At 64.6% G+C, this 16,832-nt stretch carries 15 protein-coding genes; 2 read left to right on the top strand and 13 right to left on the bottom strand.

The genetic code is table 11. The features are described from left to right. Positions 1–135: 135 nt before the first annotated feature. The 8 genes from rseP to ACUXVA_RS19965 form a co-directional block, all read right to left on the bottom strand. On the bottom strand, positions 136–1,287 hold the full coding sequence (rseP, locus tag ACUXVA_RS20000; RefSeq protein WP_445487693.1) for an RIP metalloprotease RseP: 1,152 nt from the start codon (positions 1,285–1,287) through the stop codon (positions 136–138). A gap of 44 nt (positions 1,288–1,331) precedes the next feature. Next, the gene (dxr, locus tag ACUXVA_RS19995) at positions 1,332–2,555 is read right to left on the bottom strand and encodes a 1-deoxy-D-xylulose-5-phosphate reductoisomerase (protein WP_265078756.1); all 1,224 of its coding nucleotides are present in this window, start codon (positions 2,553–2,555) and stop codon (positions 1,332–1,334) included. A 4-nt stretch (positions 2,556–2,559) separates the two neighbouring features. After that, positions 2,560–3,210, bottom strand: a complete 651-nt coding sequence (locus ACUXVA_RS19990; protein WP_445493316.1) for a phosphatidate cytidylyltransferase — start codon at positions 3,208–3,210, stop codon at positions 2,560–2,562. Between the two features lie 65 nt (positions 3,211–3,275). Then, a complete protein-coding gene (locus ACUXVA_RS19985; RefSeq protein WP_265078757.1) occupies positions 3,276–4,031 on the bottom strand; it encodes an isoprenyl transferase in 756 nt (251 codons plus the stop codon). A 208-nt stretch (positions 4,032–4,239) separates the two neighbouring features. Further along, positions 4,240–4,806, bottom strand: coding sequence for a ribosome recycling factor (gene frr, locus ACUXVA_RS19980; protein WP_413776369.1), 567 nt, complete (start codon positions 4,804–4,806; stop codon positions 4,240–4,242). Positions 4,807–4,872: 66 nt separating this feature from the next. Further along, positions 4,873–5,589, bottom strand: coding sequence for a UMP kinase (pyrH, locus tag ACUXVA_RS19975; protein ID WP_445487690.1), 717 nt, complete (start codon positions 5,587–5,589; stop codon positions 4,873–4,875). 68 nt (positions 5,590–5,657) lie between these two features. Then, positions 5,658–6,581 carry a translation elongation factor Ts gene (tsf, locus tag ACUXVA_RS19970; RefSeq protein WP_445487688.1) on the bottom strand — a complete coding sequence of 308 codons (924 nt, stop codon included), beginning with the start codon at positions 6,579–6,581 and terminating at the stop codon, positions 5,658–5,660. A 137-nt stretch (positions 6,582–6,718) separates the two neighbouring features. Then, positions 6,719–7,714 carry a 30S ribosomal protein S2 gene (locus ACUXVA_RS19965; protein WP_265078760.1) on the bottom strand — a complete coding sequence of 332 codons (996 nt, stop codon included), beginning with the start codon at positions 7,712–7,714 and terminating at the stop codon, positions 6,719–6,721. Between the two features lie 316 nt (positions 7,715–8,030). Here ACUXVA_RS19965 and ACUXVA_RS19960 point away from each other — a divergent pair, with 316 nt between their 5' ends. Further along, positions 8,031–8,234: a hypothetical protein gene (locus tag ACUXVA_RS19960; RefSeq protein WP_265078761.1), complete on the top strand. Its 204-nt coding sequence runs from the start codon at positions 8,031–8,033 to the stop codon at positions 8,232–8,234. 47 nt (positions 8,235–8,281) lie between these two features. Here the strand turns inward: ACUXVA_RS19960 and ACUXVA_RS19955 are convergent, their stop codons facing one another. Beyond that, positions 8,282–8,896 carry a GNAT family N-acetyltransferase gene (locus tag ACUXVA_RS19955; RefSeq protein ID WP_445487685.1) on the bottom strand — a complete coding sequence of 205 codons (615 nt, stop codon included), beginning with the start codon at positions 8,894–8,896 and terminating at the stop codon, positions 8,282–8,284. A 165-nt stretch (positions 8,897–9,061) separates the two neighbouring features. Further along, positions 9,062–12,589 (bottom strand): DNA polymerase III subunit alpha, encoded by a 3,528-nt coding sequence (gene dnaE / locus ACUXVA_RS19950; protein ID WP_445487683.1) that lies wholly within the window; start codon positions 12,587–12,589, stop codon positions 9,062–9,064. Positions 12,590–13,072: 483 nt separating this feature from the next. Here dnaE and ACUXVA_RS19945 point away from each other — a divergent pair, with 483 nt between their 5' ends. Next, positions 13,073–13,339 carry a DUF3551 domain-containing protein gene (locus ACUXVA_RS19945; RefSeq protein ID WP_265078763.1) on the top strand — a complete coding sequence of 89 codons (267 nt, stop codon included), beginning with the start codon at positions 13,073–13,075 and terminating at the stop codon, positions 13,337–13,339. A gap of 23 nt (positions 13,340–13,362) precedes the next feature. Here ACUXVA_RS19945 and ACUXVA_RS19940 read toward each other — a convergent pair whose 3' ends face one another. The 3 genes from ACUXVA_RS19940 to proS form a co-directional block, all read right to left on the bottom strand. After that, positions 13,363–14,061, bottom strand: coding sequence for an ABC transporter ATP-binding protein (locus ACUXVA_RS19940; protein WP_265083736.1), 699 nt, complete (start codon positions 14,059–14,061; stop codon positions 13,363–13,365). A gap of 11 nt (positions 14,062–14,072) precedes the next feature. Further along, positions 14,073–15,341: a lipoprotein-releasing ABC transporter permease subunit gene (locus tag ACUXVA_RS19935; RefSeq protein ID WP_445487681.1), complete on the bottom strand. Its 1,269-nt coding sequence runs from the start codon at positions 15,339–15,341 to the stop codon at positions 14,073–14,075. A gap of 88 nt (positions 15,342–15,429) precedes the next feature. Further along, positions 15,430–16,746, bottom strand: a complete 1,317-nt coding sequence (gene proS, locus ACUXVA_RS19930) for a proline--tRNA ligase (protein WP_445487679.1) — start codon at positions 16,744–16,746, stop codon at positions 15,430–15,432. Between the last annotated feature and the right edge of the window lie 86 nt (positions 16,747–16,832).

Below are 16,832 nucleotides of genomic sequence, written 5' to 3'. Positions count from 1 at the left end.
CCCTACGGACTGACAGAATCCCATTTGTTGCCATGCTTGTAGCCAATTTTACCGGACTGGCAAACGGCCTTTCGCACTGCAATTCCAATTTCATTCCAAGACGTTGCCCATCGGCCACGCAATCAAGGTCGCGACTCATGACGCCGCCAGATGCAGAATGTCGTTGTAGGTCGCAAATACCATCAGCATCAGCACCAAACCCAATCCAATCCGGAACCCCATCTCCTGCGCCCGCTCCGACAACGGACGGCCGCGCGCCGCCTCAAAGGCGTAGAACAGCAGGTGTCCGCCATCCAGCAGGGGTACCGGGAAAAGGTTAAGCAGGCCGATGGAGATCGAAAGGACCGCCGCGAGGTGAATCAGCGCGGTCACCCCGATGGTCGCCACCTGGCCGGAGATCTGGGCGATTCGCAGCGGGCCGCCGACTTGGTCGGCCGCCTCGCGGCCGGTAAAGACGCCGCCGATATAGGCCAGCGTGCGATCGACCACGAACCAGGTCTCCTTGACGCCGAGCACAAAGGCCGCGGCCGGGTTAACCTTCTCGGTGGTCGCCTCGCCGGCCGCCGCCGAGCGGGTAATGCCCAGCACGCCGAGGCGGTGGACGTTGCCGAAGCTGTCTTTGACTTCCTTGAGTTCCGGGGTTGCCTTCAGCTCGACGGTCGAATCGCCCCGCTTGATGCTGAAGGTGAGCTGCTCGCCGGCCTTGATGCCGACGATGCGCTGCATATCGGAGAAGCTGCCGATGGCGTTTCCGTCGATCGACTTGATGACGTCGCCGGACTGGAACCCCGCGGCCGCCGCGGCGCTGCCGACCTGCACGGTATCGACCTGCGCCGTGGTGCTGGGCTTGCCGAAAAACGTGAAAAGGCAGGTGAAAATCACGATGGCCAGAATGAAATTGGCGATCGGGCCGGCGGCGACCACGGCGGCGCGCGCACCGACCGACTTGTGATGGAAGCTGCCCTCGCGCTCTTCCGCGGTCATGGTGGCCAGCGCGGCGCTCGATGGCGTGCTGGCCTCACTCTCGTCGCCGAAGAATTTCACGTAGCCGCCGAGCGGAATCGCCGAGATCTTCCAGCGGGTGTTGTGCCGGTCGTTGAAACCGATCAGCTCTGGCCCGAAGCCGAGCGAGAAGGTCAGGACCTTCACACCGTTCCAGCGGGCGACCAGAAAGTGGCCGAGTTCGTGGAAGAAAACGACGATCGTCAGGACGAACAGGAAGGGAATGATGTAGCCCACCACACCGTGGCTCAACGTATTGAAACTATTTAGAAAAAAGTCGAACATCCCAATTCCCCTACCGCGGGGCCAAAGGCCCCGTCCCCAATGATCTAGGATGCCTTTGCGGCAATTTGAGGCAAGAGGGTGGCAGCCATTTTTCGCGCGTTATGGTCAACGGCGATGGCGTCGTCCGCCGAGCTCAGCGGCGCCAGGTTCCCTGCCCGCACCCAGCCATCCATGGTGGCCTCGACCAGGCGCGCGATGGCGCCGAAGCGGATTTTCTGGGCAATGAAGGCCGCCACCGCGATTTCATTGGCGGCGTTGTAGACCGTGGTCGCGCCATGGCCCGTGCGCAGCGCGTCATAGGCCAGCTTCAGGCCGGGGAACCGGGCATAATCCGGCGCTTCAAACGTCAGCGATCCGATCTTGGCGAGATCGAGGGTCGCGGCGCGGCCGACGATACGGTCCGGCCAGCCCAGGCAATGGGCGATCGGCGTGCGCATGTCCGGCGCCCCCATCTGCGCCATCACCGAGCAGTCGGAAAACTCGACCATGCCGTGGATGATCGACTGCGGATGCACCAGCACTTCGATTTCGTCGGGCGACAGCGCGAACAGATAGGACGCCTCGATCACCTCGAGGCCCTTGTTCATCATCGATGCGGAATCGATGGTGATCTTCTGCCCCATGCTCCAGTTCGGATGCTTGAGCGCCTGCGCCAGGGTGGCCTGCTCGATGTCGGCGGCAGCCCAAGTGCGGAACGGTCCGCCGGAGGCGGTGATGATGACACGGATGAGTTCTTCGCGGTTGCCAGATCCCAGCGCCTGGAACAGCGCGTTGTGCTCGGAATCCGCAGGCAGGATACAGGCGCCGGCCTTTGCGGCCCGCTCCATGAAAAAATCGCCGGCGCAAACCAGGCATTCCTTGTTGGCCAGCGCGATGGTGGCGCCGCGATCGACGGCGGCCAGCGCCGGTTTCAGTCCGGCAGCCCCTGACACGGCCGCCATGACCCAATCCGCTGGCCGCTCGGCCGCCTCGACGATCGCGCTGTCACCGGCACCGCTGGCGATCCCGGTCCCCGCCAGAGCCGCACGCAGTTCGCCGAGCAACGAGGCATCGGCCAGCGCCACGTAGCGTGCGCCGAACTCTTTCGCCAGCTTGACCAGCCCGGTAACATTGGTGTTCGCGGTCAGGGCCTCCACCTGATACCGCTCGGGCGACGCCCGCAGCAGGTCCATGGTGCTGTCGCCGATCGAGCCGGTGGCACCGAGCACGCTGACGCTGCGCACGGCGGACGCCGCGGCCTTGTTGTTTCGCAATGGGACTGCGCTCATTTTTTTACCAAACCATAAGACCGCGGCCGACGCCATCGGCGCCGCCCCGCAAAAAACCGATCAACGCAGCTACAACAACTGCGAACACGTAACCGTCGAACCGATCCAGCAAGCCGCCGTGACCGGGAATGATGTGGCTGGAATCCTTGACGCCGAAGTTGCGCTTCACCGCGGATTCGAACAGGTCGCCGAGTTGCGAGACCACCGTCAGCACCGCGGCAAGCGCAAGCAGCGGCAGCAGACGGCCGACGCCGAACCAGGCGAAGCCCGCCGCCACAGCCAGGCTGAGCACCAGGCCGCCGATGGCGCCGGCCCATGTCTTCTTGGGGCTGATGCGCGGCCACAGCTTCGGACCGCCGATGCCCCTGCCCGCGAAATAGCCGCCGATATCGGTGACCCAGACCACCAGCAGAACGAACATCAACGCGGCGAATCCCCAGAGCGGATCGAGCCGCACCACGACCGAAGCCAGCAACGCGGCGAAGGCATAGATGACGCCGACGACAATCCAGCCTGCATTGCGGCCGACGATCATGACCCATTCGACGAACAGTCCGACGGACACCAGCGCCACAAGGCTGAACCACAGCCAGCCACCGGCATAGGCAATGGCAACGGCAATGGGGACCATCACCAGTGCCGCAAGCACGCGCATCAGAAGATTTCGCAAACCGCGATCGTCCACCTGCTTCGGTGTCGCGTCGTCGTGATTCACGCCCGTCACGAACCGGTCTTTGCGACGAGGCCGCCGAAGCGGCGCTCGCGGCGGGCATATTCGGCGATCGCGCCTTCCAGCGCCGCCTTGTCGAAATCCGGCCAGTGGATCGGCACGAACACCAGTTCGCTATAGGCGGCCTGCCACATCAGGAAGTTGGACAGCCGCTGCTCGCCGGAGGTGCGGATGATCAGGTCGGGATCCGGGATATCCGGTGCGTCCAGATACTGACCAAGCACGTCGGCATTGATCGAGGCGGGATCGCGCTTACCCTCGGCAACTTCTTGCGCCAAGCGCTGCGCGGCATTGGCGATCTCCTGACGAGCGCCGTAGTTGAAAGCGACGACGAGCGTCAGCTTGGTATTGTCGCGCGTGAGATCCTCGGCTTCCTTCAGCAACGCGCAAATGTCGGGATCGAGTCCGGTGCGTTCGCCGATCACCCGCACGCGCACGCCGTCACGATGCAAGGTCGCCAGATCGTTGCGGATGAAGCGGCGCAGCAGGCCGAACAGGTCGCCGATCTCGGTGGCCGGACGCGACCAGTTCTCGGAGCTGAAGGAGAAAATCGTCAGGTAGAGAATGCCGAGTTCGTTGGCGGCCCGCACCACGCGGCGCAGCGCCTCGACGCCGCGGCGATGGCCTTCCACGCGCGGCAGGCCGCGTGCCGCAGCCCAGCGTCCGTTGCCATCCATGATAATCGCGACGTGCAACGGCATGGATCGGTCAGATCCATCGGTTGCGGGCGCGGCGGCGTTCGACATCGATCAATCCCTGAAGCACCCTGCGGCGACGCACAATTCCGTCCGCCGCAAAAGAATACTCCAAATCAACAGGTTGCACGTCGCGGGCGGCATCACCGATGGCCGCCCGGGGATCATTCACGCTAGAGCATGAACGGGTAAAGGAGAACGTCTTTTCGCCTGCCCCGTGCCCAAATGAAAGCGTTCGGCCGGTGCAGGCGGTCCGCACCTAGACCGTCATGATTTCCTTTTCCTTGGCCGCCAGCAACTGATCGATCTCGGCGATCGACGCGTCGGTCGCCTTCTGGACCTCGTTATCCAGGCGCTTCTGGTCGTCCTCGGTGATCTCGTGGGCCTTTTCGAGCTTCTTGATGTGGTCGATGCCGTCGCGGCGGACATGGCGCACGGCGACCTTGGCGGCCTCGGCATACTTGTTGCCGACCTTGACCAGTTCCTTGCGGCGCTCTTCGTTCAGCTCGGGAATGCGCAGACGCAGGACCTGGCCTTCGGTGGCGGGGCTGAGGCCGAGATTGGAGTCGACGATCGCCTTTTCGACGGCCTTGACCATCGACTTGTCCCACACCTGAACCGACAGCAGGCGCGGCTCCGGCACGCTGACGGTGGCCACCTGGTTCAGCGGCATGTGGCTGCCATAGGCTTCAACCTGCACCGGCTCGAGCATCGAGGCCGCGGCACGGCCGGTGCGCAGACCGCCCAACTCGTGCTTGAGCGCGGCGGTGGCACCCTGCATGCGACGCTTCAGGTCGTTGATATCGAATGGGGCCATGGGGGCCATAAAGCTCTCCTCCTGAATTCTTCGGCTGGGTCCACGAACGACCGCGGATCCGACCTGTACTGACGTTTAGCCCGCGACGATGGTGCCGCGACCCGTACCGCTCAAAATGGCGCCGATCGAACCGGGCTCGGCGATGGAAAATACGATGATAGGCAGCGATGTCTCGCGGGCAAGCGCGAAAGCGGTCGCATCCATCACCTTGTAATTGCCCTCGACCGCCTGCGAATGGCTGAGGCGCTCGAAACGCGTCGCGGCCGGATCCTTCTTCGGATCGGCGCTGTAGACGCCATCAACATTGGTGGCTTTCAGCACCGCTTGGGCGCCGATTTCGGCGGCCCGCAGCACTGCCGTGGTATCGGTCGTGAAGTACGGATTGCCGGTGCCGCCGGCCAGCAGAACGATGCGGCCTTCGGACAGGCATTTATGCGCCGCGCTGCGGGTAAAGAGCTCGCAGACCTGCGGCATCACCATCGCCGACAGGGTCCGCGCCGGCACTGCGCGCCGCTCGATCGCGGCCTCCAGCGCCAGGCAATTCATTACAGTGGCCAGCATGCCCATGGTGTCGCCGGTCGGCCGCGACACCCCGCGCGCCGACACTTCCACGCCGCGGAAGATGTTGCCGCCGCCGACCACCACCGCAACCTCGACGCCGAGCTGCTGCGCTGCAATGAGGTCGCCGGCGATGCGGTCGATCGTGGGCTGGTCGATACCGAACGATTGGTCGCCGGCGAAATACTCGCCGGACAGCTTGATCACGACGCGACGATACAGCGGCTCACCCATGATGCGATCGCTTTCCTTCCGCGCGCGGCCACTCCCGGCATGACATGCCGGGAGGTCTTGTCCGATGGTTACTTCTGGCCGCTGGCGGCGGCGACTTCGGCGGCGAAGTCGGAGGTCTGCTTCTCGATGCCTTCGCCGAGCGCATAGCGCACGAAGCCGGCAACCTTGATCGGCGCGCCGACCTTGCCTTCGGCTTCCTTGACGGCCTGTGCGACCGACTTCGACGTGTCGTGGATGAATGCCTGATCGAGCAGGCACACTTCCTTGTAGTAGGTCTTCAGGCCGTTCTCGACGATCTTCTCGATCATCGCCTCGGGCTTGCCCTGCTGGCGGTACTTGTCGGCCATCACGTCCTTCTCGCGCGCCACGATGGCGGGATCGAGCGACGCCGAATCCAGCGCCTGCGGGTTGGCGGCGGCGACATGCATGGCGATCTGCTTGCCGAGCACAGCGAGCTCGTCGGTCTTGCCGGTGGATTCCAGCGCGACGATGATGCCCATCTTGCCGAGACCTTCGGTCACGGCGTTGTGCACGTAGCTGGAAACAACGCCGGCCGAGACTTCGAGCACGGCGGCGCGGCGCAGCGACATGTTCTCGCCGATGGTCGCAATCGCTTCGGTGATCGCGGTTTCGACGGTGACGTCGCCGACCTTGTGCGCCTTGATCGCATCGACATCGCCGCCGACCTTCAGCGCGACCTGGGCGATCATCTTGACCAGGCCCTGGAACTGCTCGTTGCGGGCGACGAAATCGGTCTCGGAATTGACTTCAACGACGACGCCCTTGGCGCCGGCGGTGACGACGCCGATCAGACCTTCCGCAGCGACGCGGTCAGCCTTCTTGGCGGCCTTGGAAAGACCCTTGGCGCGCAGCCAGTCGATCGACGCCTGCATGTCGCCGTCATTGGCGGCCAGTGCATTCTTGCAATCCATCATGCCGACGCCGGTGGTCTCGCGGAGGTCCTTGACCATCGCTGCAGTAATCGTTGCCATCGTTAAACCCTTTGCCTGTCAGTGCGCGCGTGGCGCAGCTAATGCTGCACGCCCCGCTTTGCCATCAGGAAACTATCGTGAGTGTGTGAACATGGAATTGTGGCCGGACGGGTGTCCGGCCACAAGACGCGTGTTGTTTATTCCGCTTCCGCGGTCATCGCCTTGGCCTGGGCAACCCAGCCATCGGCACGGGTCGGCAGGCCGACCTCTTCGCCGATCTTGTGCGCGGTATCGTGATCGAGCTCGGCCAGCTGCCAGAAGTGGAAGATGCCGAGGTCGTTGAACTTCTTCTCGATCGCACCGGACACGCCGGTGAGCTTCTTGAGGTCGTCGGCGGTGCCGCGCGGACCAGCCAGGCCCTGGAAGCCGACCGCTTCCGGCGCCGCAATGGCTTCCGGGATCGGGGCGGCGGAGGCGCCGATGTCGAAGCCGGAATCGCCCTGGGCGCGACCGATACCATCGATGACGGCGCGGGCGATCAGGTCGCAATACAGCGTCAGCGCACGGCCGGCGTCGTCATTGCCGGGAACCACATAGGTGATGCCCTTGGGGTCGCAGTTGGTGTCGACGATCGCCGCCACCGGGATGCCCAGACGCTGGGCTTCCTGGATCGCGATGTCTTCCTTGTTGGTGTCGATCACGAAGATCAGGTCGGGCAGACCGCCCATGTCCTTGATGCCACCGAGCGAACGGTCGAGCTTGTCGCGCTCGCGCTGCAGCGTCAGACGCTCCTTCTTGGTGTAGGCCGAGGCATCGCCGGAATTCAGCACTTCGTCGAGGTGGCGCAGGCGCTTGATCGAACCGGAAATGGTCTTCCAGTTGGTCAGCGTGCCGCCGAGCCAGCGAGAATTGACGAAGTACATCGCCGAACGCTTGGCAGCTTCCGCGACGACGTCCTGGGCCTGGCGCTTGGTGCCGACGAACAGGATGCGGCCGCCCTTGGCGACGGTGTCCGACACAGCCTGCAGCGCGCGGTGAAGCAGCGGCACGGTCTGGGCGAGATCGATGATGTGGATGTTGTTGCGCGCGCCGAAGATGTAATCAGCCATCTTCGGGTTCCAGCGGTGCGACTGGTGGCCGAAATGCACGCCGGCTTCGAGAAGCTGACGCATAGAAAATTCAGGGATCGCCATAGTTCTAATTCTCCGGTTGGTTCCTCCGGAAGCGTGTGAGCAATCAAGCGTTTAGGCAGGAAATCTGCTGTGAGGCCGGAATGCCACCGGACGGCCGCTAAGCCATGCTTCCGTGTGAGATGGCGCGGTATATAGCCGGATTCCCGGGATAAGCAAGGAAATCCGGCCACTTGCCGTCTCCTCGGGCACCTTTCTTGCGGATAGGATGCCGCACTGGACAGGCGCTTCAAAATTACCGTCCGAGGCCTCTGAGCGTAGAATTGGGCCGATTAGCCACCGCGATCAAGATCAAGCAGCTCCTTTGAGGGCAGTGACCATGGCAAAAACATCGTCAGAACAGCTTGTCGTGTGCCTCGACAACGAAGGCCACGCCGCCTCGTTGGAAGGGCGAAAGATTTATATCGCCCTCCCCGACCTGGAAGCCGACAAGAGCGGCTTGCTGCGGATCATCGATGAATCCGGCGAGGATTACCTCTATCCGAAGGCTTCGTTCGGTTCGATTGCCCTGCCGGCCCCCTGAAAAAGGTAGTGCTGGCGACTTGAACAGCGGAGATATCCGCATCGGATCTATCCCAGCCCCATCCAGACGGTCCGTCCATCCGCGAGTCCGTCATGGCTCAATTCGGCAAAACCCAGCTTTTTCCAGAACTGCATCCCGCCAGCGTTGGCCCGGTTGACCCCGACGTGGACGGCTTGGCCGCCATGCGCCGCTGCGATCGCGAGCCAGTCCTGCAGCAGCTTGGCTCCAACGCCTTGCCGCTGCAGGCGCGGCAGCAGGTTCATGTGAAGGTGCGCGGGATAATTCTCGGCCACGGCGGGCGGCGTGAGCGTAGGACGATGGATCATGAATGCTCGGCGCTGGTCGGGGGTCCATAACGCCATCTGGTCCTCTGCTGGAGCGGGATACTGCCGTCGCAGCGACGGCCACCAGTCCCGCTCGAGCTTCCGTTCCCAGGCGAGCGTGTCGACGGCGCCGACGACGAAGCCGGCCACGCCCTCCCGGTCCTCGACCACGAGCGCAAGTTCGGGCTCCAGCAGCGCATAGGGCGCCGAATAGATCAGCCCCATCAGCCTGGGGTCGTAATAGAGGTGCGACGCGTCGCCTCCTTCGAATCCTGTCGCCAGAGAGATCGCGTAGAGCGCGTCGAGATCGGCGGACTGGAACGGGCGGAAATTCGTCATGGACCTGAACGATTTAGTTTCCCGGGCGCGGTGCGGCGCGAAGTGCCGCGCCGCAGATCCGGGATCCCGGTTTCGTCCATGCGGGCCCCCGGATCTGCGGAGCACCACGCCGCCAATTGGCGGCGCAGTGCACCGCGTCCGGGGAACGAACGAGCTCCATCACCCCTACAGCATCTCCACCTGCACCACGCCGGTGACCGCCTTGAGCGCGCCGGCGATCTGCGGCGAGACGCGGAAACGTCCGGGCAGCTTCATTTCCACCTCGGTCTCGAGGTTCAGCATCATCACCAGCGAGACCTCGCCCTCCCCGGCGCCGCCCGACGGCGCCGTCGGCTTCGGCGCCAGCACGCCACGGCCGGTCGGCGCTGCCGCCGGCGCGTCGCCCTGCAGCCGCTTGACGATGGAATCCAGCGGCTTGGTATCGCGCAGGAAGATGCGCAGGCCCTTCTGGGTCTTGGCGGCGGCGGCGTCGAGCGGTTCGGCGTGCAGCACGCGGGCGCGGACGTCCTCGCCCTGCAGCTCGGCGCCGAGCTGCATCAGCACGGCCGCGCCCGGCTCCAGCACGTCGCGGAAGGTGGCGAGGCCTTCGGAGAACATCACCGCCTCGAAATGCCCGGTCGGATCGGACAGGCCGAAGATGCCCATCTTGTTGCCGGTCTTGGTGCGCCGCTCCTGGCGCGACACCACGGTGGCGGCGACCTTGCCGGCGGTCGCGCCGCTCTTCACGGCGCGCGAAAACTCCGCCCAGGTCTGCACCCGCAGCCGCTTCAGCACGACGGCGTAATCGTCGAGCGGATGCCCGGACAGGAAGAAGCCGATGGCGTCGTATTCGCGGCGCAGCTTTTCGGACGGCAGCCAGTTGTCGATCTGCGGCAGCATGATGGTCGGCGCGTCCGCAGCACCGCCGAACATGTCGTTCTGCCCCACGGTGCTCGCCTCATGGCTGCGCTGGCAGGCCGACAGGATGGCATCGGCGCCGCCGAACACCCGCGCCCGGTTGGGGTCCAGCGTGTCGAAGGCGCCGGCCGCCGCGAGACTCTCGATGACCCGCTTGTTGATCGCTTTCGGATTGGCCCGCGCGGCAAAATCCGCCAGCGACGTGAACAGCCCATCCTTGCGGGACCCGACGATCAGCTCGACGGCGCTGCCGCCGACGCCCTTGAGGCCGGCCAGCGCGTAGAAGATGGTGTTCTCCGCCACTTCGAAAGTGGCGCCGGAGCGGTTGATGTTGGGCGCCTCGAGCCGGATGTCGAGCCGCTGCGCCTCGGCGCGAAATTCCGACAGCTTGTCGGTGTTGCTCATGTCCAGCGTCATCGACGCGGCGATGAACTCCACCGGATAATGCGCCTTCATGTAGGCGGTGTGATACGACACCAGCGCGTAGGCGGCCGCGTGCGATTTGTTGAAACCGTAGTCGGCGAACTTGGCGAGCAAGTCGAAGATCGTATTCGCCTGGTCCTTGCCGACACCGTTTTTGACCGAGCCCGCGACAAAGATCTCGCGCTGCTTTTCCATCTCGGCGCGGATCTTCTTGCCCATGGCGCGGCGCAACAGGTCGGCGTCGCCGAGCGAGTAGCCGGCCATCACCTGGGCGATCTGCATCACCTGTTCCTGGTAGATGATGACGCCGTAGGTTTCCTTGAGGATCGGCTCCAGCATCGGATGCAGGTACTCGGACTCCTCGTCCCCGTGCTTGCGCGCGCAATAGGTCGGGATGTTGGCCATCGGACCCGGCCGATACAGCGCCACCAGCGCGATGATGTCCTCGAACCTGTCCGGCCGCATGTCGACCAGCGCCCGCCGCATGCCCTGGCTTTCCAGCTGGAACACACCGACCACTTCGCCCTTGGCCAGCATCGCATAGGTGGCTGCGTCGTCGAGCGGCAGCGTCGCCAGATCGACATCGAGGTTGCGCTGCTTCAACAGCTTCACCGCGACGTCGAGCACGGTCAGCGTCTTCAGGCCGAGGAAGTCGAACTTCACCAGCCCCGCAGGCTCGACCCATTTCATGTTGAACTGGGTCACCGGCATGTCGGATTTAGGATCGCGATACATCGGCACCAGCTCGGACAGCGGGCGGTCGCCGATGACGATGCCGGCGGCGTGGGTCGAGGCGTGCCGCGTCAGGCCCTCGAGGCGCAGCGCGATATCGAAGGCACGCTTGACGATCGGGTCCTCGTCGCGAAACGCCTGCAGCTTCGGCTCGGACTCGATCGCCGCCTCCAGCGTCACCGGCGCCGCCGGATTCTGCGGTACCAGTTTGGTCAGCTTGTCGACCTGCCCGTAGGGCATCTGCAGCACGCGGCCGACGTCGCGCAGCACGCCGCGCGCCTGCAGCGTACCGAAGGTGATGATCTGCGCCACCTGGTCGCGCCCGTAGCGCTGCTGCACATAAGTGATGACCTCGCCGCGGCGGTCCTGGCAGAAGTCGATGTCGAAGTCGGGCATCGACACGCGCTCGGGATTGAGGAAGCGCTCGAACAGCAGTCCGAAGCGGAGCGGATCGAGGTCGGTGATGGTCATGACATAGGCGACCATCGAGCCCGCGCCCGAACCGCGGCCCGGCCCGACCGGAATGCCCTGCGACTTCGCCCACTTGATGAAGTCGGCCACGATCAGGAAGTAGCCGGCATAGTTCATGCGGGTGATGACGTTGAGCTCGAAATCGAGCCGCGCCCGGTAATCCTCTTCCGTCTTGCCCTGCGAGACGCCATGCACCTTGAGGCGCTGCCGCAGCCCCTCCTCGGCCTGGCGCTTCAGCTCGGCGGCTTCCTCGCTTTCGGCGTCGGCGGCATTGGAGCCCGCTCCCACGGTGAAGCGCGGCAGAATCGGTTTTCGCGTGCGCGGCCGGAACGCGCAGCGCTCGGCGATCTCCACCGTGGAGGCCAGCGCCTCCGGCAGGTCGGCGAACAGAACTGCCATCTCGGCGCGGGTCTTGAAGCGGTGGTCGGCGGTCGGCTGCTCGCGTTCGGTATCGGCGATCAGCTTGCCGCCGGCGATGCACAGCAGGGCATCATGGGCCTCGTAATCGTCGGCGGCGGCGAAATACGGCTCGTTGGTGGCCACGAGCGGCAAGCCCCGGGAATAGGCCAGATCGATCAGGCCGGCCTCGGCGCGGCGTTCCTTGTCGACCCCGTGGCGCTGCAATTCGATATACAGCCGGTCGCCGAATTTAGCGGCTAGCCGGTCGCAGCGCGCGGCGGCGAGCGCCGCCTGGTCGGCATTGAACGCCAGCGCCAGCGGCCCTTCCGGGCCGCCGGTCAGCAGGATCAGGTCCTCGGTCTCGCCGTCGAACCAGTCGAACTTGATATGCGGCGCCTCGTGGGTCGGGGTCTCCATGAAGGCCCGGGAATTCAGCTTCATCAAGCTGCGGTAACCGCGCTCCCGCGTCGCCAGTAGCACGACCCGCGACGGCGCCATGGCATGGCGCGCGTTCGGATCCTGATCGCCGAAATCCACCGCCATTTCGCAGCCGACGATCGGCTGGATGCCGTAGCTCACCAGCTTCTCGGAGAATTCCAGCGCCCCGAACATGTTGTCGGTGTCGGTCAGCGCCAGCGCCGGCTGGTGGTCGGCCTTGGCCAGATCCGCCAGCTTCTGGATCTTGATCGAGCCCTTCAGCAGCGAATAGGCCGAATGCACGTGGAGATGGACGAAACCGGCATTGGACGCGGCTGCGGGCTTTTGGCTCATGTCTGGCGATCATCGACTCGAGGGATAGCGGCGGCCGCAGGGCCGACTCGCTGAGCCATGGTGATGGCTGGGCGCCGGGCTGTCCACGCGAAACCGGAGCCGTGGGCGAAGCGTCCCCGTTATCCCGTCGGCGGTCGTGCCGGCCCGTGTCAGAGCTGCGGAATGACCTGCGCCCAGACTGCAATCATGCCGATGAACAGCACGATCGACGCCAATGCCGCAGCTTCCTCAACGAATGTCTTCAACATGTCAGCCTCCGGAATCATAAGGAACATATGAAGAACATTGTTCTCATTTCGTTCCCGGAGTCAACGATCGCCAGACGCGCTCCGCGGCGAAGCTTAACGAAACGTTTCCGGTTCGTTTCCGTCCACAAAAGCGCGGCAACGAAACGCGGGGATGTGAGTTGACGAATGCCGGTTCCCCCGGCTTGGTATGTCTAGTAGCCACACAGGCCGGCGGTCGAGTCGGCAGGAGAATATGATGCGCGCAGCCCTCTTTGCCTTGATGGCCATCGGAACGCTTTCGGCCGTCGATATCGCCCCCGCGGAAGCGCGCGACTATCCGTTCTGCATGCGCACGCGCTTCGATACGGACCAGTGCACCTTCAGCAATTTTGCCCAGTGCCAGGCAACCGCGAGCGGCCTTGGCCTGACCTGCTTCCAGAATCCGGCGCTGGCCTACAATCGGCAATATGACGATGAGCAGCCGGCTCCGCGCCGCCGTCACCGCCAGCACCGCGCCTATTGAGACGCGGCGGTCGGGCGGGAGACTCAGTCCAGCTCGACCACGTGGCCGTTTTCCAGCGTCACCCGGCGATCCATCCGTCCGGCCAGCGCCATGTTGTGGGTGACGATCAGCATCGCCACCCGGGTTGCCTTGACCAGCTGCATCAGCGCCTGAAACACATGATCTGCGGTGTGCGGATCGAGATTGCCGGTGGGCTCGTCCGCGAACAGCACCTTCGGCGCATTGGCGACCGCGCGGGCGATGGCGACGCGCTGCTGCTCGCCGCCTGACAATTCCGAGGGCCGGTGGGTGATGCGGTCTGCAAGCCCGAGATAGGCCAGGATTTCGGTCGCCCGCTTCACTGTCTCCGCGCGCTTCAGCCCCCGGATCATCTGCGGCAGCATGACGTTTTCCAGCGCGCTGAATTCCGGCAGCAGGCGGTGCGACTGGTAGACGAAGCCGATGTCGGTGCGCCGGATCTGGGTGCGCTCGGCGTCCGACAGCCCCGACGTGGCGGTGCCGCCCACATAGACCTCGCCCTCGTCCGGGCTCTCCAGCAGACCGGCGATATGCAGCAGGGTCGACTTGCCCGAGCCGGACGGCGCCACCAGCGCCACCGACTGCCCGGCCCACAGCGCCAGCTTGGCGCCATCGAGGATGGTCAGGTGGGCCTCGCCCTGGGTGTAGGTGCGGCGGATATCGTGAAGATAAACCACCGGCACGTCTTCTGCGCCCTGCGCCATGTCAGCCATCTCTACTCGTACCTCAGCGCGTCGACCGGATCGAGCCGTGCGGCCCGCCAGGACGGGTACAGCGTGGCGAGGAACGACAGCGTCAGCGCCATGACGACCACCGCGCTGGTCTCGCCGACGTCGATCTCGGCCGGCAGCTTGGACAGGAAATACAGCTCCGGCGAAAACAGTTCGGTGGACGTCATCCAGGAGATGAACTGCCGGATCGATTCGATGTTGGTGCAAACCAGCAGGCCGACCACGAGGCCGGACAGCGTGCCGACCACGCCGATCGCCGCGCCGGTGATCAGGAAGATCCGCATGATCGAGCCCTGCGAGGCGCCCATGGTGCGCAGGATGGCGATGTCGCTGCCCTTGTCCTTCACCAGCATGATCAGACCGGAGACGATATTGAGCGCCGCCACCAGCACGATCATGGTCAGGATCAGGAACATGACGTTGCGCTCGACCTGCAGAGCATTGAAGAAGGTCGAGTTGCGCTGCCGCCAGTCGACCAAATAGATCGGGCGTCCGGCCGCCTCGGTGACGCTCTTGCGGTACTCGTCGATCTTGTCGGGATTGGTGGTGAAGACCTCGATCGAGGTGACATCGGAGGCGCGGTTGAAATAGGCCTGCGCCTCGGTCAGCGGCATGAACACGAAGGTGCCGTCATATTCCGACATGCCGATCTCGAACACCGCCGCGATCCGGTACGGCTTGATCCGCGGCGTGGTGCCCATCGGGGTGATCGCCCCCTTCGGCGCCACCAGCGTGATGCTGTCACCGGCGTGCAGCGGCAGCTGATCCGCCAGCCGACGGCCGATGGCCACACCCTGCCCCTCGTCGAAATTTTCCAGCGTGCCCTGTTTGATGTTCTTGGCAATCGAGGTCAGGTTGGTGAGGTCGGCGGAGCGGATGCCGCGCACGAACACGCCGGAGGCATTGAAGGGCGACGACGCCAGCGCTTGGCCGTCCACCACCGGCACCGCCAGCCGCACGCCGCTGACGCCGCTGATGCGGTCGGCGACGTCCTTCCAGTCGGTCAGCGGGCTTTCCAGCGGCTGCACCAGAAGATGGCCGTTGAGGCCGAGGATCTTGTCCAGCAGCTCCTTGCGAAAGCCGTTCATGACCGCCATCACGATGATCAGCGTGGCGACGCCGAGCAGGATGCCGAGAAACGAAAACCCGGCGATCACCGAGATGAATCCCTCCTTGCGCCGGGCGCGCAGATAGCGCCCCGACAGCAGCCATTCGAAGGCCGCAAAGGGTGGAGTTCGCACTGGGTCGGTCATGACATCATCCATTGGTCGAACTTCACCACGATTCGGGCTAATTCGGGTCGCGCGATCGCACCACGGCGGCCGGTCGGTGGATAAGTGATCAGGACGCCAGCCTGGCGACCGCCTCGGACAGGCTGATGTTCTCGCGCGATCCGTCGCTGCGCCGCTTCAGCTCGATCTTGCCTTCGGCCAGGCCCTTGGGGCCGACCAGGATCTGCCAGGGCACGCCGATCAGGTCGGCGGTGGCGAACTTGCCGCCGGCGCGCTGGTCGGTGTCGTCGTACAGGACCTCGACGCCCTTCGCCTCAAGCTCGCGGTACAGCTGTTCGCAGGCGGCATCGGTCTCCGGGGCGCCCTGCTTTAGGTTCAGGATCGACACCTTGAACGGCGCCACCGCCTCCGGCCACTTGATACCGTTCTCGTCATGACAGGCCTCGATGATCGCGCCCACAAGCCGCGACACGCCGACGCCGTAGGAGCCGCCGTGGATCGCCGTCTCGGCGCCGTCGGGACCGGCCACCAGCGCCTTCATGGCGTCGGAATACTTGGTGCCGAAGTAGAAGATCTGGCCGACTTCGATGCCGCGGGTGTGCACCTTCTTGGCGTCCGGCACTTCGGCAAAGCGCGCCGCATCATGGACGTCCTCGGTGGCCGCGTAGAGTGACGTCCACTGCTCGATGATCGGGCTGAGATCCGCATTGTAGTCGACGTCATCTGATGGCACCGGCAGCTCGAGCACGTCGCTGTTGCAATAGACGGCGGATTCGCCGGTCTCGGCCAGCACGATGAATTCGTGGGAATGGTCGCCGCCGATCGGCCCGGTCTCGGCGCGCATCGGGATCGCCTTCAGCCCCATCCGCGCGAAGCTGCGCAGGTAGGCCACGAACATCTGGTTGTAGCTGTGCTTGGCGGCGGCCTCGTCGATGTCGAAGGAATAGCCGTCCTTCATGAAGAATTCCCGGCCGCGCATCACGCCGAAGCGCGGACGCTGCTCGTCGCGGAATTTCCACTGGATGTGATAGAGGTTGAGCGGCAGGCTCTTGTACGACTTCACATAGCCGCGGAAGATCTCGGTGATCATTTCCTCGTTGGTCGGCCCGTACAGCAGTTCGCGCTTATGGCGGTCGGTGATGCGCAGCATCTCCGGGCCGTAGGCGTCGTACCGGCCGCTCTCGCGCCAGAGGTCGGCGAGCTGCAGCGTCGGCATCAGGAGCTCGATGGCGCCGGCGCGGTTCTGCTCCTCGCGCACGATCTGCTCGATCTTCCTGAGCACCCGCAGGCCCAGCGGCAGCCAGGCATAGATGCCCGCCGCCTCCTGCCGCATCATGCCCGCGCGCAGCATCAGCCGGTGCGAGACGATCTCGGCTTCCTTGGGCGTTTCCTTGAGAATGGGCAGAAAATAGCGCGACAATCGCATGGGTACGCTCAAGAATCGGAGGGACGGGATGATGCGGGAGTGAAACCGGATCGGCTGTCAAAACACAAGGGCGGCCGCCGCGGCGA

The sequence above is a fragment of the Rhodopseudomonas sp. RCAM05734 genome, assembly GCF_052658035.1.
Note: the sequence above shows the minus strand (reverse complement) of the source record. Positions and strands in the feature narration are given on the sequence as shown.